24 protein-coding genes are annotated in these 24,838 nt (G+C 42.4%); 9 read left to right on the top strand and 15 right to left on the bottom strand.

The genetic code is table 11. The features are described 5' to 3' along the window. Nucleotides 1-85: 85 nt before the first annotated feature. From polA to trmB, 4 genes are all read right to left on the bottom strand, one after another. Nucleotides 86-2,884 (bottom strand): DNA polymerase I, encoded by a 2,799-nt coding sequence (polA, locus tag J3P43_RS03270; RefSeq protein WP_255898968.1) that lies wholly within the window; start codon nucleotides 2,882-2,884, stop codon nucleotides 86-88. Nucleotides 2,885-2,977: 93 nt separating this feature from the next. Further along, the gene (locus J3P43_RS03275) at nucleotides 2,978-3,544 is read right to left on the bottom strand and encodes a DNA-3-methyladenine glycosylase I (RefSeq protein WP_255898970.1); all 567 of its coding nucleotides are present in this window, start codon (nucleotides 3,542-3,544) and stop codon (nucleotides 2,978-2,980) included. Beyond that, nucleotides 3,541-3,873, bottom strand: a complete 333-nt coding sequence (locus tag J3P43_RS03280; RefSeq protein ID WP_255898972.1) for an MGMT family protein — start codon at nucleotides 3,871-3,873, stop codon at nucleotides 3,541-3,543. Before J3P43_RS03280 ends, J3P43_RS03275 begins: the two co-directional genes overlap by 4 nt. 1 nt (nucleotide 3,874) lies before the next feature. Continuing rightward, entirely contained in the window at nucleotides 3,875-4,525 is a 651-nt protein-coding gene (gene trmB, locus J3P43_RS03285; protein ID WP_255898974.1) for a tRNA (guanosine(46)-N7)-methyltransferase TrmB, read from the bottom strand. 55 nt (nucleotides 4,526-4,580) lie between these two features. Here trmB and fcl point away from each other — a divergent pair, with 55 nt between their 5' ends. After that, complete coding sequence (gene fcl, locus J3P43_RS03290; RefSeq protein WP_255898977.1) at nucleotides 4,581-5,525, top strand: GDP-L-fucose synthase; 945 nt, start codon at nucleotides 4,581-4,583, stop codon at nucleotides 5,523-5,525. 94 nt (nucleotides 5,526-5,619) lie between these two features. On the opposite strand, the gene J3P43_RS03295 is transcribed toward fcl, so the two are convergent. The 10 genes from J3P43_RS03295 to J3P43_RS03340 form a co-directional block, all read right to left on the bottom strand. After that, nucleotides 5,620-6,045 carry a hypothetical protein gene (locus tag J3P43_RS03295; RefSeq protein WP_255898979.1) on the bottom strand — a complete coding sequence of 142 codons (426 nt, stop codon included), beginning with the start codon at nucleotides 6,043-6,045 and terminating at the stop codon, nucleotides 5,620-5,622. Further along, complete coding sequence (locus tag J3P43_RS03300; RefSeq protein WP_255898983.1) at nucleotides 6,045-6,419, bottom strand: phage holin family protein; 375 nt, start codon at nucleotides 6,417-6,419, stop codon at nucleotides 6,045-6,047. Before J3P43_RS03300 ends, J3P43_RS03295 begins: the two co-directional genes overlap by 1 nt. Nucleotides 6,420-6,455: 36 nt before the next feature. Next, the gene (locus tag J3P43_RS03305; protein ID WP_255898985.1) at nucleotides 6,456-6,740 is read right to left on the bottom strand and encodes a YtxH domain-containing protein; all 285 of its coding nucleotides are present in this window, start codon (nucleotides 6,738-6,740) and stop codon (nucleotides 6,456-6,458) included. 99 nt (nucleotides 6,741-6,839) lie between these two features. Then, nucleotides 6,840-7,883 (bottom strand): AI-2E family transporter, encoded by a 1,044-nt coding sequence (locus J3P43_RS03310; RefSeq protein WP_255898988.1) that lies wholly within the window; start codon nucleotides 7,881-7,883, stop codon nucleotides 6,840-6,842. Between the two features lie 108 nt (nucleotides 7,884-7,991). Beyond that, on the bottom strand, nucleotides 7,992-9,416 hold the full coding sequence (locus J3P43_RS03315) for a hybrid sensor histidine kinase/response regulator (protein ID WP_255898990.1): 1,425 nt from the start codon (nucleotides 9,414-9,416) through the stop codon (nucleotides 7,992-7,994). Nucleotides 9,417-9,425: 9 nt separating this feature from the next. Continuing rightward, nucleotides 9,426-9,839, bottom strand: a complete 414-nt coding sequence (locus tag J3P43_RS03320; protein WP_255898992.1) for a response regulator — start codon at nucleotides 9,837-9,839, stop codon at nucleotides 9,426-9,428. Continuing rightward, nucleotides 9,839-12,649, bottom strand: a complete 2,811-nt coding sequence (locus tag J3P43_RS03325; RefSeq protein WP_255898994.1) for a PAS domain-containing protein — start codon at nucleotides 12,647-12,649, stop codon at nucleotides 9,839-9,841. Before J3P43_RS03325 ends, J3P43_RS03320 begins: the two co-directional genes overlap by 1 nt. An 11-nt stretch (nucleotides 12,650-12,660) precedes the next feature. Beyond that, the gene (locus J3P43_RS03330) at nucleotides 12,661-14,064 is read right to left on the bottom strand and encodes a sigma-54-dependent transcriptional regulator (RefSeq protein WP_255898996.1); all 1,404 of its coding nucleotides are present in this window, start codon (nucleotides 14,062-14,064) and stop codon (nucleotides 12,661-12,663) included. Nucleotides 14,065-14,159: 95 nt separating this feature from the next. Next, entirely contained in the window at nucleotides 14,160-14,927 is a 768-nt protein-coding gene (locus J3P43_RS03335) for an enoyl-CoA hydratase/isomerase family protein (protein ID WP_255898998.1), read from the bottom strand. Between the two features lie 25 nt (nucleotides 14,928-14,952). Continuing rightward, complete coding sequence (locus J3P43_RS03340; RefSeq protein ID WP_255899001.1) at nucleotides 14,953-15,369, bottom strand: cobalamin B12-binding domain-containing protein; 417 nt, start codon at nucleotides 15,367-15,369, stop codon at nucleotides 14,953-14,955. A gap of 96 nt (nucleotides 15,370-15,465) precedes the next feature. On the opposite strand from J3P43_RS03340, the gene J3P43_RS03345 reads away from it, so the two are divergent. After that, nucleotides 15,466-17,136, top strand: a complete 1,671-nt coding sequence (locus J3P43_RS03345) for a glutamine--tRNA ligase/YqeY domain fusion protein (protein WP_255899003.1) — start codon at nucleotides 15,466-15,468, stop codon at nucleotides 17,134-17,136. An 82-nt stretch (nucleotides 17,137-17,218) separates the two neighbouring features. Continuing rightward, nucleotides 17,219-18,499, top strand: coding sequence for a replication-associated recombination protein A (locus J3P43_RS03350; protein ID WP_255899006.1), 1,281 nt, complete (start codon nucleotides 17,219-17,221; stop codon nucleotides 18,497-18,499). Between the two features lie 19 nt (nucleotides 18,500-18,518). Here J3P43_RS03350 and J3P43_RS03355 read toward each other — a convergent pair whose 3' ends face one another. Next, nucleotides 18,519-19,103: a helix-turn-helix domain-containing protein gene (locus J3P43_RS03355; RefSeq protein WP_255899009.1), complete on the bottom strand. Its 585-nt coding sequence runs from the start codon at nucleotides 19,101-19,103 to the stop codon at nucleotides 18,519-18,521. 131 nt (nucleotides 19,104-19,234) lie between these two features. Here J3P43_RS03355 and J3P43_RS03360 point away from each other — a divergent pair, with 131 nt between their 5' ends. The 6 genes from J3P43_RS03360 to J3P43_RS03385 all read left to right on the top strand — a co-directional run bounded on the left by J3P43_RS03360 (nucleotide 19,235) and on the right by J3P43_RS03385 (nucleotide 24,836). Beyond that, on the top strand, nucleotides 19,235-20,707 hold the full coding sequence (locus J3P43_RS03360) for a DUF5687 family protein (RefSeq protein ID WP_255899010.1): 1,473 nt from the start codon (nucleotides 19,235-19,237) through the stop codon (nucleotides 20,705-20,707). 3 nt (nucleotides 20,708-20,710) lie between these two features. Then, complete coding sequence (locus tag J3P43_RS03365; RefSeq protein ID WP_255899012.1) at nucleotides 20,711-21,412, top strand: ABC transporter ATP-binding protein; 702 nt, start codon at nucleotides 20,711-20,713, stop codon at nucleotides 21,410-21,412. Nucleotides 21,413-21,423: 11 nt separating this feature from the next. After that, nucleotides 21,424-22,209 carry an SDR family oxidoreductase gene (locus J3P43_RS03370; RefSeq protein WP_255899014.1) on the top strand — a complete coding sequence of 262 codons (786 nt, stop codon included), beginning with the start codon at nucleotides 21,424-21,426 and terminating at the stop codon, nucleotides 22,207-22,209. A 167-nt stretch (nucleotides 22,210-22,376) separates the two neighbouring features. Beyond that, nucleotides 22,377-23,057 (top strand): YiaD family glycine zipper/OmpA-like lipoprotein, encoded by a 681-nt coding sequence (locus J3P43_RS03375; protein WP_255899016.1) that lies wholly within the window; start codon nucleotides 22,377-22,379, stop codon nucleotides 23,055-23,057. Between the two features lie 82 nt (nucleotides 23,058-23,139). After that, a complete protein-coding gene (locus J3P43_RS03380; RefSeq protein ID WP_255899019.1) occupies nucleotides 23,140-23,475 on the top strand; it encodes a hypothetical protein in 336 nt (111 codons plus the stop codon). Nucleotides 23,476-23,639: 164 nt separating this feature from the next. Beyond that, nucleotides 23,640-24,836, top strand: a complete 1,197-nt coding sequence (locus J3P43_RS03385; protein WP_255899022.1) for an FAD-dependent oxidoreductase — start codon at nucleotides 23,640-23,642, stop codon at nucleotides 24,834-24,836. Nucleotides 24,837-24,838: the final 2 nt, after the last annotated feature.

The raw sequence follows: 24,838 nt of genomic DNA on the forward strand, positions 1-24,838 counted from the left end.
GAATTAAGGATTTTGAAATTTAAGGAAATTTTTTTCTCTTAAACAAGAAACCCGTCAAATTGTAACGGGTTTTTTGTTTTTTTAATTAATGCGCTTCGAGCCAGTTACTTCCCTCGCCAATTTCTACCAGTATGGGAACAGTTGTTTTAAAAGCATTTTTCATCCTGTTCTGGATAATAGCTTTCACTGTATCTTTCTCGGAGTTATATACATCGAATACAAGCTCATCGTGCACCTGCATAGTCATCTTTGAAATAAGCTTTTGTTCCTGCATATCGCGGTAGATGTTAATCATGGCTATTTTAATCATATCGGCCGCCGAGCCTTGAATAGGAGCATTGATGGCATTTCGTTCCGCGAATCCACGAACCGTTGCATTTGCAGAATTTATATCCCGGACATACCGGCGGCGGCCCATCAAGGTTTGAACATAGCCGTTCTCACGGGCGAAGTTCATGGTATCACTCATATATTGTTTTATTCCTGAGTACTGGCGGAAATATTCCTCAATAATTTCTGCAGCTTCTTTTCGTGGAATACCAAGGCTCTGAGATAAGCCGAAGGCAGACTGACCATAGATGATTCCGAAGTTTACAGCCTTAGCGTTGCGGCGCTGCGTAGAGTCAACTTCATCAAGTGCAACGCCATAAACTTTCGAAGCCGTTGCGGTGTGGATGTCCAATCCTTGCATAAACGCTTCCATCATGTTCTCGTCTTTGCTTATTTCGGCAATAAGACGAAGTTCAATTTGCGAGTAATCGGCAGAAATGATAGTGAACCCCTCTTCACGTGGAATAAACGCTCGCCGCACCTCCCTTCCACGCTCGGTTTTAATGGGTATGTTTTGAAGGTTGGGATTGTTAGAGCTTAACCTGCCTGTGGCAGCTACCGCCTGATTGTAAGACGTATGAACCCGTTCCGTTTTTGGGTTTATCAGCAGAGGTAAGGTATCCACGTAGGTGGATTTTAATTTTTGAAGCTGACGGAAGTCCAGAATATCTTTTGCAATATCACTTTTAGTCGCCAGAGCGGTCAGAACATCCTCTCCGGTTTGATATTGTCCGGTTTTTGTCTTTTTGGCTTTCGGATCAAGTTGTAATTTATCGAAAAGAACTTCTCCTAATTGTTTGGGTGAGGCTATATTGAATCGTACTCCGGCTTTTTCGTAGATTGTTTTTTCTAACACCTTAATGTCCGTATCAAGCTGTACGGAGTAATCCCCTAAAACATTCTTATCGATTTTGACGCCTTCCCTCTCCATGGCCGCCAGCACATAGATCAAAGGGTTTTCGATTTCTGTAGCAAGTTTAGTGGCTCCGGTTTTTTCGAGTAGTGGCTCAAATACTTCTTTTAGCTGCAAAGTGATATCCGCATCTTCAGAGGCATAATCTTTCACTTTTTCGATCTCCACATCGCGCATATTGCCCTGGTTCTTTCCTTTTGTACCGATTAGCGATGTGATAGAAACCGGAACATAACCCAGATAATTTTCCGAGAGGATGTCCATATTGTGCCGTGTATCAGGATCTATAAGATAATGGGCCAGCATGGTATCGAATAATTCGCCTTGTACGGTAATGTTGTACCAGTTAAGTACCAGAATATCATATTTTAGATTCTGACCGATCTTGCGGATGGAAGGGTTCTCAAACAGATCTTTGAACTCCAGCACGATTCCGCAGGCTTCTGTTTGATCTTCGCAGATGGGGACATACCAGCCGGTACCGGGTTTTATAGAGAAAGACAGACCCACTAACTCACAGTTGTTAGCATCCAGACAAGTAGTTTCTGTGTCGAAACAGAATGAGGTTTGTGCCGACAGAAGTTTTATCAGATCGGCCCTTTTATCGGCTGTATCCGCTAACTGATAATCGTGAGGAGTGTTGTCGATATTTTTAGAAGCAGGAGCCGGCTCAATAATCGTTTCTGTTTTTATTACAATCTGCTCCTGCTGATTTCCGAACAGATCAAATTGCTGGCCATGGCTTACCTGCCTGAATTCTGTAACATTAAACTCTTCGCCAAACACTCGTTTCCCGATGGTACGGAACTCGAGTTCAACAAATAAGGGCTCAAGTTTTTCGCGGCTGGGCGGATTCACCTGCAGTGCTTCTTCATCAAGCTCGACCGGTGCGTTTAACAGGATAGTAGCCAGCTTTTTAGAGACCAGTCCTTGTTCGGCAAAATTTTCTACATTTTCCTTCATCTTGCCTTTTAACTGGTGACTATTGGCAATGATATTTTCTACTGTACCGTATTGCTTGATTAAGAGCTTGGCGGTTTTTTCACCAATTCCGGGAATACCAGGGATGTTGTCGACTGCATCCCCCCACAGTCCAAGGATGTCGATCACCTGGTCTACCCGTTCAATCTCCCATTTGGCCAGAACTTCGGGCACACCCAATATTTCCATGTCATTCCCCATTCGGGCTGGCTTGTAAATGAAGATATTCTCTGATACCAGTTGAGCAAAATCTTTGTCAGGAGTCATGCAATACACCTGGAATCCTGCTTGTTCAGCTTTTTTAGCCAGCGTGCCGATGATGTCGTCAGCTTCATAGCCGTCGGAAGTTATGACCGGAACATTAAACCCTTCGATCAGTTTGATCACATAGGGCATGGCCGCCGAGAGGTCCTCCGGCATCGCTTCACGGTGTGCTTTATAAGCCGAAAAGTCGGTGTGTCGCTCAGTAGGTGCATCTGTATCAAACACCACCGCAAGGTGAGTAGGCCTTTCTTTCTTTAACACTTCGAGCAAGGTGTTGGTAAAGCCCATCACCGCTGATGTATTTATGCCGTTTGACGTAAAACGGGGATTTTTGCTCAATGCGAAGTGCGCCCTGTACATCAGCGCCATACCATCAAGAAGGAAGAGTTTTTTCATTATCGTGATTACTCAGATTGTAAAGATTACACCGACTGTGTTATATCCATAAGGGTGTAACACTAGATTCAAAGGTAGCAAGATATTGATTCCTTAACGAAAAGAACAATCTATAATATGGTCGTTCACCATGCCGGTTGCCTGCATGTGCGCATAGCAAATGGTGGTGCCGAAAAACTTAAATCCGCGCTTTTTCATGTCTTTTGAAATCGCATCAGAAATTTCTGTTTTTGGCAGGATATCCTTTATGCTCGTTAAACTGTTTTTTATAGGCTTCCCTTCGGGAAGAAAAGAATACATGTATTTATCGAAAGATCCGAACTCTTTTTGAATCTCGATGAAGTGCTTTGCATTACTGATGGCTGCTTCTATTTTCAGGCGATTTCGGATGATCCCGGAATCTTGCATTAATCGTTCCACATCCTCCTTAGTAAATTGAGACACCTTATGTACGTCGAAATCAGCGAAAGCTTTTCTATACCCATCGCGACGTTTCAAAATTGTGATCCAGCTTAAGCCTGCCTGTGCAGATTCGAGAATAAGAAACTCGAACAACACTTTATCGTCGTGCACTTCCTTTCCCCATTCTTCGTCATGATATTTAACATAGAGCGGATCGGTGCCGCACCACGAGCAGCGGACTATCGGTTGTTCGGTCATAGCAATTCTTTGTTGGGGTCCCAAAATAGGTTTTCGAAATCTTTGATAAGATCATTTTCTACTTCAATCCCTTCACTTTTCAGCATCTCTTCCATAAGGTTCTGACCAGGAAAATGGCTTTTTCCGCTAAGCATCCCAAAACGGTTAACCACACGATGTGCCGGTACCCGGGGCTGCGCAGTACCCGAAGCATTCATGGCGTATCCAACCATCCGGGCCGAACCTTTTGTACCCAGATATTCTGCTATTGCACCGTAAGAGGTCACCCTGCCGACCGGAATAAGTCGGGCCACTTCATAAACTCTGTCGAAGAAGGTGTCCTTGTCCATTTTAATCGAAGCTGAACTTCAGATAATTGATGTTCTTATCCCTGGCAAGATACTTTTTTTCATAATACGTTTTTATAGAAAGCACCTCATCGGCAAACTCAGAATTATAAAGATCTTCAGTTCTTACTTTGAGATTCAAGCCAAGCTCCTCAATCTTTTCTAGCGTATAGGCATGGAGCTGGTCGTTATCTGTTTTGAGATGGACGATTCCTCCCTCAACCAGTAAGGTTTTATATCTCTGCAGGAATTTTGGAAATGTCAATCGCTTTTTCTCACGACTGTCCTGTGGTTGTGGATCTGGAAACGTAATCCAGATTTCCGATACCTCGTTTTCGTCGAAATAGTCGAGTAGGTTTTCGATCTGGATCCTCAGAAATGCTACGTTTGGAATGTTCTCTTCGATGGCAGTTTTTGCTCCTCTCCAGATCCGGTTGCCCTTGTAGTCAATCCCTATGAAGTTTTTGTTGGGAAAAAGTTTAGCAAGATTTACAGTGTACTCACCTTTTCCGCATGCCAATTCTAAAATAACAGGGTTTTTGTTGTTAAATTGTGAAATATTCCAGTTCCCTTTTAGAACTTTTCCTTCATCAAGCTGTTTAACATTCTGGAATGTCGCTATCTCGGCGAACCGTCTTAATTTATCTTTACCCATAATTAAATTCGTCGCAAAAATAAAGTTTTATCTTTGTGGCAACAGGAAAATATACGTGGAAAAAAACGCTAAAATATACATTGCCGGCCATCGTGGAATGGTTGGATCGGCGATACATCGTAAACTTGAGAAAGAAGGCTATACGAACATCATAACAAGAGGCTCAAAAGAGCTGGATTTGCGGAGCCAGCAGCAGGTAAGTGATTTCTTTGCCGAAGAAAGGCCCGACTATGTATTCCTCGCCGCAGCGAAGGTTGGGGGTATTGTAGCAAACAATACTTATCGGGGCGAATTTTTGTACGATAACCTGATGATCCAGAATAACATTATTCATAATGCTTATTTAACCGGGGTAGAAAAACTGATGTTTTTAGGATCGAGTTGTATTTATCCTAAACTGGCGCCTCAGCCGCTTAAAGAAGAATATTTATTGACGGGACTGTTAGAAGAAACTAACGAACCTTACGCCATAGCGAAGATTGCCGGTATAAAGATGTGCGACGCTTATCGCGCTCAATACGGATGTAATTTTATCTCGGTTATGCCTACCAATTTATATGGCTATAACGATAATTATCATCCACAGAATTCGCACGTATTACCTGCGCTGATCCGTAAGTTCCATGAGGCAAAAGTTAATTCACAGGGCAAAGTGACGATTTGGGGTACCGGAAGTCCTTATCGTGAGTTCTTATTCGCCGACGATTTAGCGGATGCCTGCTTTTACCTGATGGAAACTTACAATGAACCCAGCCTGGTGAATATCGGCACCGGAGAGGATATTTCAATTAAAGATCTTGCCTTGCTGATTAAAGGAATTGTTGGTTTTGAAGGCGAATTAGAATTTGATACTTCCAAGCCCGACGGTACGCCCAAAAAGTTAATGGATGTGTCGAAGCTTCACGCGGCTGGATGGAAGCACAAGGTGCAATTAGAAGATGGAATACGTTTGGCTTATCAGGACTTCCTAAATAAGGAAGAAGCGGTAAAGGTGGCTTAGCAGATGCGTGCTTTCCAAAAGTTTAGAACTTTTGGAAGTCTATAGTCGGAAGCGCAATAAAAAAACCCGTATTGACGGGTTTTTTTATTGCTAGTTAATACGTTTCACTATCCGGCGGTATCCCATAATCCCTGATGGGGGCTACTCGTTGTGGCCTGCCGTTTCCTTTAAAGATACTGGTAAACTTATCCAGAATACCCGAAACCCGATCTGAATTAACCTGTTTGGCCGCTTTCTGCGACAAAAACGTGATCAGAGTTTTGGTGATGAAGCCGGATTTTTTAAAGAAGACTCCGTTTAATAAAAGTGGTAGAACAACCCTTGATATGTTGGTGAAGATATCCTGTTGCATTAGATCATGGGTAAAGGAAGATTTCCCGCTATCCGTTTTAAACAGGCCGAAAATCGCAGAAGGGCTTTTAAAGCCATCTTTCAGAGCTTCTTCATCTTTAAACGCTTTGACTTTCAAAAAGTCAATTTCAGCACGTAATTCTGCTAAACTGCTAAACGACTTTTCCATTATTTCTTTTTGTTAAATATCCGCTTCACCATAAAATCGTGCAGGTATTTTTCTACCAGCTTATCTTTTATAAAATACATTACCAGGGCCAGAGTGAGATATAACAGCGCTACAATGCCGAATCCCAATGCATACGATCCGAATTCTTCACCTAAATAAAGTGCAAGTGTGAATGATGCAAAAAGGAATGTCAGTATTCCCATGATCAGTACAAAAGAATCGGTGATAAGATTCGCTGTTACTACGGTAAGCCGCTCAATGACGGTTAGTCTGGTAAGCTCCACCTTAGTGGCTATGTATTCCTTCAATAAAGCAAGCAAATCGGGCGATACCTTTCGCTCCTGCTCCTGAGTTTGTGTTTGAGTTTCTGACATGACATTAAAAATAGTGCTCCCTTCAGGGGATTAGATTTACATTTGCTCTGTAACCGGTGCTTGCTGGTTAGCCGACGAATCAAAACCCTCTTCTCTATTCAGCTTCGTTTTAATTTTATCAACCACGTTTTCTTTGAAGTTCGACAAATTATCGATTTCTTCTGCTGCGCGGTCTTTGATCGCATCGCCGAGATTCTTCAGCGCATCGTTTAATTTATCGCGTGTTTCTGAGCCTCTTTCTGGTGCAAAGAGGATTCCAATTGCTGCTCCTGCAGCTAAGCCTGCTAATAATGCGGCCACAATTTTGGTGCTGTCGTTCATGATTTAAAGGATTATGGTAAAGTATGAGTGATAATCGTATAAAATTTATTCTGACTGTACTCTAAATACAAAGCAAGAATAAAAACTGTTTCAATAAATTTATTCTTCTTCTGCCGATCGGATCTGTTCCAGGCGCTCGGTTGCCAATTTACTAGTCTCATAGATTCTTACCGTCAGGATGAAGTAAGATAACAATAAAGGCCCATAAACCAGCCCCATAATACCGAATGCTGGTATCCCCACCACTACCCCAATAATAGTGATAATAGGATGGATATTACCCACTCTTTTGGCGATAAGGAAACGGATGACATTGTCGATGTTGGTAACGAGTACGAATCCCCAGATTAAAATTCCCCAGCCTGCGGTTTCATCTCCATTTGCAAGGGCCAGAATACCGGCCGGAACAAACACCAGGGCAGCGCCAATTAAGGGTAAAAACGATAGAAAAGTGGAGATTACCCCCCAAAATAAGGCGTCAGGAATGTCGAATATAAAAAATCCAAGAGAAACCAGGGCACCTTGCACCGTCGCAATCAAACCTTGCCCCAGAACGTTTGAGTAAGTGGTGTTCTTCATTTCATCTGCAAATTTTAAAGCGTTCTGCTCCCTGAAGGGTGAAAATCTAATCAATCCGGCTTCGAATTTTTGATAATGCCTGAACATAAAATAAAGCAGGAAATACATCACGGAAATCCCCAGTAATAAAGATCCTGCACCGCCTAATATAGACGGAAACAGATCGCTGGCATAGCCGCTAGCTCTGTCAAGGGCGTTATCTACCAGGTTACGCTGGTTAAATGTTTTGTAAAAAAATGCATCCAGTCGCTTTACCAGGTATTGGACTCTCAATGGGTCTTGTCTGAATTCATTTACCTTATGCATCACCATCAGGCAGAGGGTGATAATAGGAAGAATGATGATGATAAATGATATAATAATTACGGAAATACTTGCAGCCGCTTTTCTCCATTGCCATTTTTGATTAATGTGCAGGTAGACGGGTCTGAAGATGGTATACATTACCACCGTACTTAACAAAGTACCTGCAATATATCTCAGTGAATAGAGGATACCACCGCCAAGGATGATCAGGATTATTAATACGATATTGTTTCGCTGCTTATAGTTGAAAAAGGCCATTTAGTTGTGTTGCAGTATCATTGCGCCGAGCGAGCAATGTAATACTTTATGCCATAACATTGAATCTGGCAAATTGTTACGAAAAGAGGTGCGAAAGTGCTTTGAGGCCTAATCAGCCGGGAGTAGAATGTTGATGGTAGTGCCCGAGTTGAGTGTGCTGGCCACCTGGATTTTTCCTTTATGGCCGTTAATAATTCGTTGGGCACGCGTTAAGCCCAGCCCCATCGATTTTGGCTTGGTACTAAAAAATGGCTCAAATATTTTATCAAGGTTCTCAGGCGCGATACCAGTGCCATTGTCTTTTATTTCTATCCTAATCCCCGACGAACGTTTTTCGACCGAGATGCTTACTGAACCTGTTTCTTTATCAATCGCTTCCGAGGCATTTTTTAAAATATCTTTTAAGGCTGATTTCAGTTTTTCTGCTTCAACCTTTGCGGCTAAGCCCTCAATCTTAGGCCGGCTTATTGTTAAATCCAGTTCTTGTCGGGCGTCGTCAACCAGCTCAGTAAACAGGGTGCTCAAGTCGGTATCCGATAAGTTTAGCGATAACACATCCGTACTTTCTATCAACTCGGTTGTTAGTGCATTAATTCTCTCGCAGTTTCCTTTGATAATATCCGAAAGCGCCAGGCTATCTTCATTGTTCAAAGAGCTGGAGAGTTCATCGATGGCAAGATTTATGTTCGATAATGGATTCTGTATCTCTTTGGAAATGCTTTTCGCAATACGCTCGGTAGCGGCCAGTTTGTGTGATATGGCAATGTCTTTTTCTTGATTCAGACGAAATGTAAGATCGTGTATGATAGAATAATAAAGCTCTTCATTAGCATGTTGCGACACCTGGAGAAATGAAGAAACGTTGCAAAATTTCGTTTTACCTGATAGAGTCACCATCTCCACTTCCAGTTCGGTAATTGCCCCTTCTGCGTTGATTGTTTTGATATATCGAGCCCGGTCCTCTTTGTTTTTATATAAACTGGCAGCATTGATCTTTAACAGTTCAGAGCGGTTGGTTTCGAAAAAGCTTAAGGCTGCGGTATTAGCGTCAATGATACGGCCTTGTGGATTTGTTATCAGCATCGTATCCTTAGAGCGTTCGAACATGATACGGAATTTGCTCTCGCTGGCTTTCAGCTTTTGCAAGGTCTGGTTATGAGCAAGCGCATAGCGGATTGCACGTTCAAGCGTTGGTCCGGATATGGTGTCCTTTATCAGATAATCGGCGGCGCCGAGCTGCATGGCTTCCTGATCAATCTTCAGATCGCCCTTGCCGGTAAGCATAATAATAGGCTCGGTGCAGTTCGATTTAATGGCTTCATTTAAGAGATCCATGCCAGAATCTTTCCCCAGGCGGTAGTCAACCAGGTAGATATCATAACGACTTTTTAGCATGGCATTTATTGCCTCAGAAAAACTATTGCACCAGGATAGCTCATATTTCTGAATGTGCGAGTTTTCGCTTAAAATATCCTTTGTAAGGATAAAGTCGTCTTCATCATCATCAACCAGAAGTATTTTAATAGTGCTCATCTGATCTTTTTAATTTTGAATCCATCTGGATGAGATGGAGGCTGTGATATTAACCAGCTCGGTAAATGACGAAGGTTTTGTATAAAATCCCGAAGCCCCCATTTCCAGAACATTTATCTCTTCTTCTTTTGACCTCGAAGTAGTTAAGATAACTATCGGGATTTCTTTGTATTGGTTATGAAGTTTAAGCTTAGACAGCACGGCTTTACCGTCCATTTTAGGCATGTTTAAATCGAGTAGAATCAAGTCGGGCAGGGTACGTTCGATCTCTTCCTCAAAACTGTAAAGATAATCGAGCAATTCGGCGCCATTCTCGAAAAATACAATACCGGCAGGCATGTTATTTTCCAAAAACGCTTCATTAATCATTAAGCGATCATCAGCATCGTCCTCGGCAATCAAAATCAACTTCTTCTTTCTCATTAATTATAGTCAAATGGTATAAAGATATAAAAGGTCGCTCCTTCTCCTTCTATCCCCTTCGCCTCAATATATCCTGAATGGTTCTCCACTATTTTTTTACAAACCGATAATCCTATTCCTGTTCCTTCGTACTCGCTGCGGGTATGAAGGCGTTGAAACAAGGTAAAAATCTTTTCCGCATAATCATTATTAAATCCTATGCCGTTATCTTCTAAGCTGATTTTGCAATATTCCCGATCCTCAACCAGGGGCAGATGAGGCGAAGAAAACCCTGCCCCGCTTATTTTGTCAATATTAATTTTAATAACCGGAATTACCCCTTCTTTTGTGAATTTTAATGAGTTGCTGATTAAATTCTGAAACAACTGGCGCATCTGCGAAGGTATTGCTTTTAGCACCTGTTCGCCGGTTATTTCCATTCTGGCTTTTTTCTTTTCAATCGTAAATTCAAGATCGCCCAATACCCCTTTGATGATTTCTGAAAGACTTACCGGCTTGAAATCTTCGTTAGGGCGACTAATCCGCGAGAATGTTAACAGGTCGTCTATCAAAATTTGCATCCGTTCGGACGCATTTTGCATCCTGTTGATATAGTCAATCCCCTCTGCCGGTAACTGAATGCTGTATTTACTTTGAAGGCGGTCGCCAAATGCCCGAATTTTTCTCAGCGGTTCCTGCAAATCATGCGATGCAACGTAAGCAAACTGCTCCAGCTCGCTGTTCGAGCGGTTTAATTCGGCAACCTTGCTTTCCAGGTTTTGCTGCGCTTTTTTAATATCGGTGATGTCGTGCATCACTATCATCACCCCGAATATTTCGTTCGATGACGAGCTATAAACAGGGTTATAAGTTATTTTAAAAGTTTTGGCATTAATGCCTTTCTCGTACCGGTTACCTTCACCCTCTAGAGCAGACTGGAACAGTTTTAAAGCACGTTGATAGTCATCGGCAAACATGTTTTGCAGACTGGTCCCTTTGTCCAATGTTTGCTCGGGGTCGATTCTCGAGATAGCCGGACCCTCGCATAGCAGCAATTCCATTTTTTTATCAAAAAGGAATACCGCGCTATCAGGTACATTTTTAGCGATGGTGCGGTAAATACTTTCGCTTTTGTCGAGTTGTAAAGTGGTGTTCTTCAGTTCGGTGATATCCTGCGTATTTCCGACAACCTGATAGACGTTTTCAAAAGAATCAATTTTGTATTTACCATTCGACAGGAGGTGTCGCACTTCACCATTAGGTCTCACCACACGATATTCTAAAGAAAAAGGTTCGTGCTTTTCTTTAGAGTTTGCCAGCGTTTCAAAAAACCTGAAGCTGTCGTCGGGATGGATAATGCTTCGGTAATATTCTAGGTCAATCCTGTTTTGGCTGGGCAGAAGGCCATGAATTCTGAACAACTCGTCAGACCAGAAGAAGTTATTTTTTTCAATAAACCACTCCCAGCTACCATTGTGCGATATCGCTTCGGCTTCGCGCAAGAGCGCTTCGCTCTGAGTAAGCTTTACAGAGGCTTCGTGAAGGCTGGTGATGTCAAGGATCGTACTTATCAGCTTCTTTTCCTGGCTCGCATAATCTCCCTGGGCTAATACATACCTCACCTCGCCGTTAGCCCGCTGAATTTGATATTCGATGTTATAGGAGCTGTTATTTCTAACTGCCGACGTGAGTTCCCGTTTTACTTTCTCCCGGTATTTAGGTGCTATTATTTCTTCCTGAAGTCGAAGCGAGGGAGAAACCTTCGCCGGATCGTATCCAAAAATGTTATATGCCTCGTCCGACCATTTCACTGATCCCGTAAGGGTATCAAACTCCCAGCTGCCCAGATGAGCAATTTTTTCTGCATTGGCCAGAAGCTCCTCCCTTCGTTCCAGATCTCGCTGAATAAGTACACGTTCTCTGATTTCTTTGTCAAGACGGGCGATAATGTTCTTCTCTTTTCTGCTGGTGTCAATGTAATTCATACTTATTCCAAGCAGCGGGATAAGATAATTTACAAAGCGAAGAAAGTAGGCTGCATTAAAAAAGCTATCGTAAGGCTGCTGATAAATAGCCATAAACAGCTGCGCAAAGGCTGCCGGAATGATGCTTAACACCATTAGTCTGGTGAACAGCGAAGGAAAGCGGATTAAGAAATATGGCAGGAACCAAAATGCCTGTATCAGGTAGATAACAAGAATTCCAAGCTCGTAAGGATGAGAGATGAAATTGTTTGTAACCAGGGCACCAATATCGTCAATGTAAAATGTAACGGGTATAGCGATTGTCAGTATTATAAAAAAGATAACCGCCAGGCCCGACAACGATCTTCGCTTCTGCTCGAGGCTGCGTATGTTCTTTTTATCGATGCTGATAAAATACCAGATACTGGCCGTTAACAATATCGCATGAAGCAGCCTGCTAATAAACCATTTTAAATAGAGATCGTTGGGTGAACTGGAAGAAAAACGGATAAAGTTATTATCAGCGACGAGGAAAAAGCCTTCGTATAGGGCCACGCAGAATAAAGCGCCTCCAACTATGGGGGTAGAAATATCTTTTTTTACAACAAAGTCTGCAAACGACAGGGCGAATGTTATCACCGCGGCCGAGATACCGAAGATTAGCCAGATATGATAAGAGAGATACTTTGTAGAGTAGGCGCCGTATGGAATTTCGACAGAGGCAGGACCTGCAGCACTTCCCGAATACAGCTGAGGGATTACAAATGCTACCGGCAAAATACAGATACAAAGTACCGACCAGATAAATTGGGGCGGTAAATTGAATTTGTTTTTAAAGTTGTTGTCGAACAGTAAGCGGCTTATCACGATCCTGCCTATTATTCAAGGTTAATGGCCTTCATTTTATTGTATAAAGTTTTCCTGTCTATGTTCAGAATCTTGGCTGCTTTGGTTTTATTAAAGTTTACTTCTTTCAGGACTTTAATTATCGTTTCGTATTCTGCTTCATGAGCTGCGTTTTTTAAGTCGCGGCTATTCTCTCTGGACTGGAGATTGCCAACAGCCGTCTCTATAGCGGATACTTTAGCGAAGGTTGATATTTCCAGAGGAAGAGCCTTTAGCGGAATCTGATTGCCTTCGGTGAGCAAGGTAGCCCGACGGATAACGTTTTTAAGTTCTCTTACATTTCCCGGCCAGTTGTAGGTAAGTAAACAGTCTATCACTTCCTGAGAGAAGCCTTCCACGTTGCGGTTAAGTTCTCTGTTCGCCATATCTAAGAAGCTTTGTGCAAAGAGCAAAATGTCCCGTTCACGTTTTCTAAGTGGTGGCAGGTGAATGCTGAATTCATTAAAGCGATGGTATAGATCTTCCCTGAAGCGGCCTTTCTGAATGGCTTCCATCAGGTTTTCGTTTGTAGCAACAATTATCCGCACGTCAAGATCAATCTCTTTGGTGCTGCCAATACGTTTTACTTTTCTCTCCTGTACAGTTCTTAAAAGAGCAGCCTGAATGTCGTAAGACAAGTTTCCGACTTCGTCGAGAAGTAAAGTACCGCCATTCGCCATTTCAAAATGACCAATTTTGGTATACAGCGCTCCTGTAAATGAACCTTTTTCGTGACCAAAAAATTCACTTCCGGCAAGTTCCTTGGTCAGCGATCCGCAGTCCATTGCAATGAACGGTTTGTCTCTCCGGTTGCTTTTCATATGTATCGCCTTAGCAACCGACTCTTTACCAGTTCCGCTTTCGCCTGTTAATATCACACTATAATTTGTTGGAGCAATAATCTCGATCTGGCGAAGAAGGTCTTTTGAAGCGGTGCTGTCCCCGGCGATAAATTCGTCCGGCAAGTTTGCGGCAGCATTTTTTTCGTTTTTTACAGAAGACGTATTGCTTTCCGGAAAACTTTTAGAAAGTACTTCCTGCGTTTCAAGCGCTTTATTTATTGTATTTAAAATTTCGTCGGGATACAGGGGTTTTGTGATGTAGTCATACGCTCCCATTTTGATGAGCTCTACCGCCAGCTTTATATCTGAATAACCGGTGATGATAATTACGCCAGTTGCCGGATAGGCCGCTTTAATTTTTCGAAGCATCTCCCGGCCGTCGGTATCTTCAAGCCTGAAATCGCATAGAACCAGATTATAGTGGTCCTTAGCCAATAATTCCATTGCTACACTGCCGCTGGTTGAAGTAGACACTTCAAAGCCATTACGTATTAAAAATTTTGATAATAACAGACCGATATTGATCTCATCATCAACGATTAAAATTCTTTTCATAGAAAAAAGCCCCCTTTTTTGATAAATATAAAGTTAATTATTTTACTTGGGCAAAAATTTCTACAATTTTAATTTCTGATTAATTTAATTTCCTATTATCTAAAATTTGCTATTCTTTTTTCAATAAACGCCGCGGTACCCTCTTTAAAATCAGAGGTTTTAAAACAATTAGAAAATTCTTCGATTTCCGTATTAAAGCCATCACTGCTATAACCTGAATTAATTGCCCTGATGGCTGCCGATACAGCCTGCGGAGAGCGACTAAGAATTTTTTGCAACAATACTACCGCTGTATTGATCAGAAAGTCGGCTGGTACCACATGATTTAAAATACCTAATTTATACGCCATATCAGCTTCGATCATATCGCCGGTAAGTATAAGTTCGAACGCTTTACCTTTGCCAACCAGCTGCGGCAAGCGCTGCGTACCGCCATAGCCGGGTATCAAACCGAGCGATACCTCGGGGAAACCCAATTTGGCATTTTCTGAAGCTATTCTGATATGGCAGGCAAGTGCAAGTTCAAGCCCCCCACCCAGTGCAAAGCCATTGATGGCTGCTATAACGGGTTTTGTGGCGCCGGCAATAAAGTTGAAAACCTTTTCCTGGCCTTCGGTTGCCAGATTTAAGCCGCCTATCTCGTCCAAATCTCTCAATTCAGTTATATCAGCCCCCGCAACAAAAGCCTTTGTTCCGCTGCCGGTGATGATGATTCCACCTACCTCAGAATTTTGCAAAGCATCAGCCATGGCTAAATGCAATTCATTTAAAGTATCTTTATTTAAGGCATTGAGCTTCGTTTCGCGATTTATGGTTATAGTGAGAATTCGCCTGTCAATACTGATGAGGATGTTCTTATACATAGCTTGTTCGGTAAATTGACTGGATTTAAAAATTTCGATTTTTCAGAGCCCAGTTCTTAATATATTCGGTGATCTCTTTTGTGGGGGTTCCAGGCGCAAACAGTTTGCCAACTCCCATTTCGTTCAGTGTTTTTTGATCCCTTTCGGGGATGATACCGCCACCGGTAAGTAACACATCGCCTAAATCCATCTCTTTCATTAACTGAATGATCTTTGGAAAGACAGTCATGTGTGCACCGGATAATATAGAAATGCCAATGGCGTCCACATCTTCCTGCAATGCTGCATGTACCACCATTTCGGGAGTTTGGCGCAAGCCGGTGTAAATCACTTCCATCCCCGCATCGCGTAATGATGTAGCAATCACTTTCGCTCCGCGGTCGTGTCCATCGAGACCAACCTTCGCCACCAATACTCTCACGGGCCTGTTAAACGTTTTCATAAAGATAAAAGTAGGAAGAAGTTTTTTATAAATCCTCTAAAGATACATCCTCTGTGGCAGTTGAATTTTACTACTTTTGTAACCTTTATTCCGAATATGAGCGACGAACGATCATTAAATTTTATTGAGGAGATAATCGAAGAGGATATCAGAAATGGTAAGCATGGTGGGAGAGTGCATACACGCTTTCCTCCGGAACCCAACGGCTATCTGCACATCGGTCATGCCAAAGCTATCTGTTTAAGCTTTGGGCTGGCTCTAAAATATAATGGAAAAACCAATCTCAGATTTGACGATACCAATCCTGAAACAGAAGAAACCGAATACGTAGAAAGTATAAAGGAAGACGTTAAGTGGCTTGGGTTTGAATGGGCGAACGAACAGTATGCATCCAACTACTTTGATCAGCTCTATGAATTCGCAGTTGAGCTTATAAAAAAAGGACTGGCTTACGTTGATGATGGAACACCGGAAGAAATAGCTCAGCAAAAGGGGACGCCAACCGAACCGGGAACAAACTCGCCATACCGAAGCCGTAGCATAGAAGAAAATCTACGCTTGTTTGCAGAAATGAAGGATGGGATTTACAAGGATGGAGAGAAGGTTCTTCGGGCCAAAATCGATATGTCGTCGCCTAATATGCACATGCGCGATCCTTTGATGTATCGTATTCGCCATGCTCACCATCACCGCACTGGCGATACCTGGTGCATTTACCCGATGTATGATTTTGCACACGGCCAGTCAGATTCTATAGAAGAAATTACTCATTCACTGTGTACACTGGAGTTTGTAAGCCATCGTGAATTGTACGATTGGTTTATCGAACAGCTGGAGATCTTCCCGTCAAAGCAATATGAATTTGCCCGCTTAAACATAACCTATACCGTTATGAGTAAGCGAAAATTGCTTCAATTGGTCAACGAAGGATTTGTAAACGGCTGGGACGATCCGCGGATGACAACCATCAGTGGATTACGGCGTCGTGGTTTTACTCCAGGTTCTATAAGGGATTTTTGTGATCGTATTGGGGTCGCTAAACGCGAAAACATCATCGATGTAAGTTTACTTGAATTCTGTGTCCGCGAAGACCTCAATAAAACCGCCTGGCGAAGAATGGCAGTTCTAGACCCGATAAAACTTGTCATCACCAACTATCCTGAACAAAGAGAGGAAACCCTCTATGGTGAAAATAACCCTGAGGCCGAAGGAGGAGAAGGCATTCGCGAAATACCTTTCAGTCGTGAACTCTGGATAGAGCGCGAAGATTTTATGGAAAATCCGGCTAAGAAATATTTCCGCTTAGGGCCGGGTTTAATGGTACGTCTTAAACATGCTTATATCGTTAAATGCGACGACTTTGTAACAGACGAAGCGGGCAATGTAACCGAAGTTCATTGCACGTATATACCAGAATCTAAATCCGGCGAGGATACCTCGGGTATTCATGTTAAAGGAACCATCCACTGGGTGAGTGTACCGCATGCAGCCACGGCCGAGATCAGGTTGTACGACAGACTGTTTCGTGTAGAAGATCCGGGTAATGAAGAACGGGATTTTAAGGAATATATCAATACCGAAAGTTTGCAGGTGCTTCCAAAGGCCTTTATCGAGAAGGATTTAACCGGCGCCGAGTTGGGCCGTGGATACCAGTTCATACGGAAAGGCTATTTTACAATGGATAAAGATTCTGCTCCGGGAAAACTAGTGTTCAACAGAACGGTTACTTTAAAAGACACCTGGGCTAAGGAAGTTAAGAAGGGATAGTAATCGCTTCGAAATGCCCAGGTTTCGCGGTTTTTTTGACCTCGATATAGATTCGTTTAGCAGATAATTTGACCAATACTCTATGGCAACCATCGCTCCGCTGGCAGAACGTATGCGGCCCGCTACTCTCGACGAGTATGTCGGGCAACAGCATCTGGTGGGGCAGGATGCAATTCTGAGAAAGGCCATTGAAAGCGGAAATCTTCCCTCCTTAATTTTATGGGGACCGCCAGGAGTAGGAAAAACCACCTTAGCTTTCATTATTTCACGGCAGCTCGACAGGCCCTTTTTTAGTTTGAGCGCTATTAATTCAGGCGTAAAAGACATTCGTGAAGTAATTGAAAAAGCAACGGTTCTAAAAGAGACCGCCGAAAATCTGCCGATCCTTTTCATTGATGAAATTCATCGCTTTTCCAAATCGCAGCAGGATTCTCTACTGGGCGCTGTTGAGCGTGGTCTGGTTACCTTAATTGGCGCTACCACAGAAAACCCATCTTTCGAAGTGATTTCTGCCTTGCTTTCGCGATGCCAGGTGTATATACTCAAACACCTAACAGAAGAAGATTTAACAAAACTGATTGCCAGAGCTTTAAAAGACGATGAGTTCTTGTCGAAAAAGCAAATCGAGATAGAAGAGCATGAAGCTTTGTTCCGCTTGTCGGGAGGCGATGCGAGGCGGCTTTTAAACGTACTGGAACTGGTTGTTAACGCCGTTGGTAAAGACAAGCAAAGTATTACCAACAAACTTGTACTCGACAACGTGCAGCAGAATATGGCTTTATATGATAAGGCCGGCGAAAATCATTACGACATCATTTCTGCCTTTATTAAATCCATCCGCGGAAGCGACCCCAACGCTGCAGTTTATTGGCTCGCGCGTATGATTGCGGGTGGAGAAGATCCGCTTTTTATTGCCCGCAGATTATTGATCCTGGCTTCGGAGGATATTGGAAATGCCAATCCGAATGCCTTGCTGCTGGCCAATAATTGTTTTCAGGCGGTTAACGTCATCGGTTTTCCCGAGTCGCGGATCATTTTATCTCAAACCGTTACTTACCTGGCATCTTCGCCAAAAAGTAACGCAAGCTACGAAGCAATAAACCGGGCGCAGGAGCTGGTTGCCAGAACAGGAGACTTACCCGTTCCGCTTCATATCAGAAATGCGCCAACCAAATTGATGAAAAACATCGGTTATGGTCAAGAGTATAAATACTCGCATTCGTATGAAGGCAATTTTGAGGAGCAAGAGTATTTTCCGGATGCTTTAAAGGGGACAACTTTGTTCGAGCCGGGAAATAATTCCGCAGAACAGAAACTGAGAGAGCGGCTAAAGGCTTTGTGGAAGGGTAAGTATAAGTATTGAAAAGGGGGATCAACCAGCTTTACCTTAGAAATGGAATAGCCGGTTGATAGATAACCTGTTTTTTCATAAGACTCCGCACAGTGTTAATGACTATCAAGACCCCGTTAAACAGATAAAACGCCATTATAATAAATATCAATTTTTTAATTCCGCCGAAAATTCCCCCTATCCGAAAGTGAAAAATGGTACTACTAAATATTAAAATATAAATAAGGAACAAACAAATTGACCATGATATTTGAAAGTTCAAGAGTTTTCGTCCGGTGTCGTCCAAATACTTAATTTTATCTTTTTTAGGAACCCAAATGGCCAAGGGAATGATTATTCCTAGAATCGGGAATGCGATATAGCTAAACGCAGATAAGTTTAGCAAGGCCAGAAAGCGACTGTCCTCCTGCTCAGCCCAGTCGATCAAATCATCCGGTGTAACGTTCAGCGCAAACGCCAGTCGTTTTAAAGTATCGCCACGAGGTTCTGTCTCGCCATTTTCTATTCGCTGTATGGTTCTTAGGCTCAATCCGCAACTTTTTGAGAGTTCTTCCTGGCTTAAACCCTTTCGGGTGCGTAGTTCTTTGATCTTAATTGCTAAATCTGAATTTTTCATCTGTAAGGATATCGCCCAAAAGTAAGTTAAGATTTGTTTTCCATTTACGACTTGTTTAAGTCATTTTTGCGACAAGCGTGTCAAATCCACTCAATAGTGAATAAGTACGGTGATATTATCTATCTTGAAACATGAATAGGGCCTTCCTCCAACATCAGTGGCTGGCTTTCTGGCGTTCAAAGAACACAGGAAAAAGTATAGCGGTGAGTATTGTGCTCGGACTAACGCTTCTTTACTTTTTCGCTAATCTGCTCATCCTTTCGTTTTTTCTCGATAAAATTCTGGAAAAAGTTATCCCCGAAAGGGATGCTATCGATTCATTTAACGGTTTGTTGCTATATTACTTTCTGGCAGATCTGCTGGTGCGATTTCAGTTTCAGGAACTGCCAACTTTGAGGGTTAAACCCTACCTCGCTCTCCCGGTAGGGAAAAATAAAATAATAAGCTACCTATCACTCACTTCACTCTGGACAGGTTTTAGTTTATCTCCCTTTTTGTTAACAGTCCCATTCCTGCTTAAAGTGCTGGTCTTTGATGGGGAGTTCGTCGCTTTCTGTGGCCTCGTAATTGCAATTGCTGGCCTAACTCTGCTCAATCACTTTTTTAGTTTGTGGCTAAAAAGAAAGATAAATATGAATGCGTGGTTTATGGTGGCATTTCTGGTATCACTTGCCGCTATTGCACTTGCCGATTTTTATCTTGATTCAGTATCTCTGCAGGCCGTCTCCCGGAGAATCTTCGGTTCTATTCTGGAACGGCCCTACCTTGCAGCGGTTCCCGTACTTTTAGCTACAGCGATGTTTTACATGCATCAAAAGTTTCTAAAGAGCAACTTGTACCTCGATGAATTATATAAGGAGAGGACAGGGGCGAAAAGCACTACCGACATTCCATTCCTGAAAAATTTTGGTATGGCAGGCGAGTTGGCAGCGTTAGAAGTCAAACTTATCATCCGCAATAAACGACCTAAGTCTACTGTGATCACCAGTTTGTTTTTTATGTTTTATGGCCTGATCTTTTATACCAACCGCGAGCCATCTCCTTCGCTGATGATCGTTGCAGGCTTGATGATGACCGGGATATTTATCATCCAATACGGGCAGTTTATGTTTAGCTGGCAAAGCGCCCATTTTGATGGAATTATGGCAAATAATATATCTGCGGAAGATTTCTTTAAATCCAAATTTCTTCTGTTCACTGTGTTTTCCAGCATAACCTTTTTGCTTACGATGCCATATGTGTATTTCGGCTGGGAGATACTGTTCGCTCATGCTATGCTTTATCTATGGAATATCGGGGTGAGTAGTTTAATTGTCCTGACTTTTGCGAATTGGAATTTCAAATATATTGATTTGTCAAAGGGCTCGTCTTTTAACTGGGAGGGCGTGGGGGCTTCTCAATTTATTATCGGAATCCCACTTTTTATTTTGCCTATGATGCTTTATCTCCTGATGAAATTGGCATCTGATTCGATGACAGCTCTGGCTTTACTCGGGTTTATCGGAGCGTTTTTCCTGCTTACGCGAGCTTACTGGCTTAATAAATTACTGAAGATTTTTAAAAGTAAACGATATGCAATTGCCGAAGGGTTCAGAAACCATTGAGATATGATACAAATCAAAAACCTTGTTAAACGCTACAATGATGTAGCTGTGGTCGACATCCCCGAATTGTCAATCAATAAGGGAGAAACCATTGGCTTAGTGGGAAATAACGGAGCGGGGAAAACTACCCTTTTTCGGCTAATGCTTGATTTAATCAGAACAGATGAAGGAGAAGTACGATCAAAGGAGGAGAATGTAGCCGAGAACGACCATTGGAAGCGCTATACTGCTTCATTTTTGGACGAAGGATTTCTGATAGATTACCTCAGTCCGGAAGAATATTTTTATTTTATCGGCTCGCTTCACGGACTAAACCGGGCTCATATTGACGAAGAGCTTGAGAAATACGATGACTTTTTTAACGGCGAGATTTTAGGCAGGAAGAAATATATCCGTGATTTATCGAAAGGAAATCAATGCAAGGTTGGTGTAGTTGCAACTCTCCTTCAGAATCCCGAGGTTTTGCTATTGGATGAACCCTTTGCAAACATAGATCCGAGTACGCAAATACGTCTTAAAAGTTTGATTAAAGGCATTGGATCCGAAAAACATATAACTACTATTGTATCCAGTCATGACCTGAATCATGTTACTGAAGTGTCTGAGAGAATCATTCTGATGGAAAAAGGAAAGATTATTAAAGACATCAAGACCGGAAACAATACTCTTTCAGAACTTGAAGAATACTTTTCTGTTATGCAATAAACCGATTACATATGAACATTGATTTAACCGGCAAACGTGCGTTAGTATGTGGAAGTACACAAGGCATTGGCCGGGCCACAGCTATGGAACTGGCTTTGCTGGGTGCCAGTATTACTCTTGTAGCCCGGAGTGAAGACAAACTTCAAAATGTAGTGAGCCACCTCCCGGCAGACGACACGGAATCTCACCATTACCTGGTTGCTGATTTTACTCAGCCAGAACGCTTGAAAAGTGAACTAGATAAATATTTGCTGGATCATAGTATAGATATCTTAATCAACAACACCGGAGGCCCGGCGGCCGGTCAGGCCATAGACGCTGACATAGCAGAGTTTAGGGAAGCTTTTTCGCAGCATCTTATTTGCAACCAAATTTTAGTACAGGCGGTTGTACCTGGAATGAAAGAGGCTGGCTGGGGCCGGATCATTAATGTGATCTCAACTTCGGTGAAAGCTCCGCTCAAAGGCCTGGGAGTTTCAAATACGATCAGGGCGGCCGTTGCCAATTGGGCCAAAACCTTGTCGTTTGAACTGGCTCCGTTCGGAATCACCGTAAACAACGTTTTGCCGAGCACCGCCATGACCGGAAGATTGCAATCTTTGATAAAAAGCCGGGCTGATAAAGAGGAAAAGACACTTGAACAGGTAGAGAAAGACATTATAGCTGAAATACCCGCGGGGAAAATAGGTACTGCCGAAGATGTGGCCGCTGCGATAGCTTTTTTGGCAACTCCGGCAGCCGACTACATTAACGGTATAAATTTGCCGGTAGATGGCGGAAAAACCGCAAGTCTTTAAAAACAATTTTGTAAAAAAGCTATTGTAGATATATAAGTTTAATTATTTTTAAACCAAATCGTAATCCTATAGTCTATACTTGCAAAGGCCATTTGGGAACATACTGCAGAGATTGTAGAAGGGCGAAATTTTAAATAATTAACACACACAAGAAAATTAAATTTATTATGAAACCAATGAAGATTAAAATAGCTACTTATTGTATAGCTCTAGCAACAGTATCGATGGTAACAGTAGGTTGCAGTCAGATGACTAAAACCCAAAAAGGTGCAGTGATTGGTTCCGCTACTGGTGGTACCATTGGGGCCATTATTGGAAAGAAAGCTGGTAATACAGCAGTAGGAGCCGTTATCGGTGGTGCTATTGGCGGTGTTGCAGGTGCTTATATCGGCCGTAAAATGGACAGACAAGCTGAAGAAATCAGACGTAACGTTCCCGGAGCTGAGGTTATTCCGGCAGGAGAAGGTCTGATTGTAAAGTTTGATTCCGGGATCTTATTTGATGTTGACAAAGCTGATTTAAAACCAAATGCAAGAACTAATATTCAAAATCTTGCGGCTACTATGAAAAATAACCCTGAAACCAATATTATGGTTATCGGTCATACCGATTCAGATGGTTCTGATTCTCACAATTATGGCTTATCTGAGCGCAGAGCGAGTTCTGTTAAATCATATACTGTAGCCAACGGGGTTTCAAGCTCGAGATTAACTACAGTAGGTAAGGGTGAAGCAGAGCCTATTGCTGATAACTCTACTGCCAGCGGAAAAGCGCAAAACCGTAGAGTAGAAATTGTGATTGTGGCTAACGAAGCTCTTAAAGCCGAAGCTCGTCAAAACGCGCAATAATCCCTTTAAAATTATTCTTAAGCCCATTCATGATTTTCATGGATGGGTTTTTTTATTTGAGGTAAAATTTTATATTTGTTTGATGCTGAAGTATTTACTCATATGCGGTTTTTTGATTTTTTCGCTTTCAGTAAGTGTTAGCTATGCTGCAAACGGAAAACCGGTGAGTATTGAGAAGGCAGATGCAAAGAAGCAAGCCTGTAAGACATCTGAAAAGCTGATTCCAGAGAAGTTGTTGAGAATTAAACCACTGGATGTTAAATCGCCGGAAAAAGCTCAGGCCGCTTCATCTACAAAAGCACCATCAGCAGCAAACACTTTTGAAACTCTTATTACACCCTTAATTAAAGCAGTTGCTCCTCATTTTTATGATCAAATTATAAAAAAAGAGCCAAAACCTTCTACAGTGCAGTCCTAGACAACTTCCCGGTGTCTGGTTTTCCTTGCTGAGCGCTTTCCCTTCTTATGCCCTTTCCCGCTAAGTAATTTTAATGTTAAAAGCTGTTAATTTGAACCTCCTGAAAAATTAATACGCCGGCATATCGTTTGAGAATATATATTTGAATTATAACATAAAAATTAATGATAAGAAATCTAACAACATTGCTGTGTTTCTTCGCCGCACTGAGCGGGTATGCTCAGAATATAAAAACGGGTGTAGTTGTTGTTGGCTCTACCCCTTCAGCCATGTCAGCTGCTATTCAGGCGGCCCGCTCAGGAGTTAAGACCTTGTTAATTGATGCAGGCAGGTTCGATGTCATAACCCTGGCTTCGTCAGACCAGGCGATAAACGGGGGTTTCTATCAGGAATTTAAAAAGCATGCTGATAGCCTTCAAAAGAGCCCGGTGACAGCGAAAACATTCAGCCCGGAGTTTACAGCTCAGGTGTTTAAAAAATGGACAGACACGGTGAAGAATTTGACTGTGCTTCCGAACGCTTCCATCCGAAAGATAGAAAAATCGAAAAAGGGTTGGGAGATTGATTTAAAAGACAGGGAAATAAAGGCTGAAGTAATAGTAGATGCCACCCAAACACAGTCGGTTATCCCAATTGCCTTAGCAAAATTAGACAAGGAAGATAAAGTATCCCTAATTAATCCTGCATCCAGTTATTTATACCGGACCAGCGTTGCTTTTGGAGCCGGAGCTAATTTTGAACCTGTGCCCATTTTTAAGTTAATTAACACGGGTGCAGACAACCTTATTACAACCTTCCCCGGAGGGGAAACCAACTTTCTAACGGGACAGGCGGCCGGCGCGACAGCCGCTTATTGCGTATTTTTCAACACAAATACCAATAACCTGAGCGTTAGAAAAATTCAAACCGAATTGCTTTCATATAAATCTCAGATAATAAGGTTTGACGATCTGTCCGATACTGATTCTGCAAAGGTTGCTCTTCAGCATATCGGTGTAACAGGGATACTGCCTGCAAGGTCGCAGAATGGCAGGCTGCTCTTTTTACCTCAGGCTCCGGTGAGTACCGACGAAATAAAACCTGCTTTAAAGCAATACTACTCGCGAAGCCATGTATGGTTTCTTGATCATAAGGAAGACAAGCTAAAACTTGAAACTGCACTTGATCTTATAAAGTTTTTGGCCTCGAGGGGCGAAGAATTGAACCGCGAAGTAGAAAAGGCCTGGAAAACATCTCTTAAACTCACAGGCTCTTACGATCTTAAAAAGGAACTTACGCGCCGGGAACTCGCAATATTGCTTGATACCTACCTTCAGCCTTATTCGGTAGAGGTTGATTTGCAAGGGAACGTTCGGCGCTAGTT

This window comes from Paradesertivirga mongoliensis (genome assembly GCF_024436395.1).
Lineage (GTDB): Bacteria > Bacteroidota > Bacteroidia > Sphingobacteriales > Sphingobacteriaceae > Paradesertivirga > Paradesertivirga mongoliensis.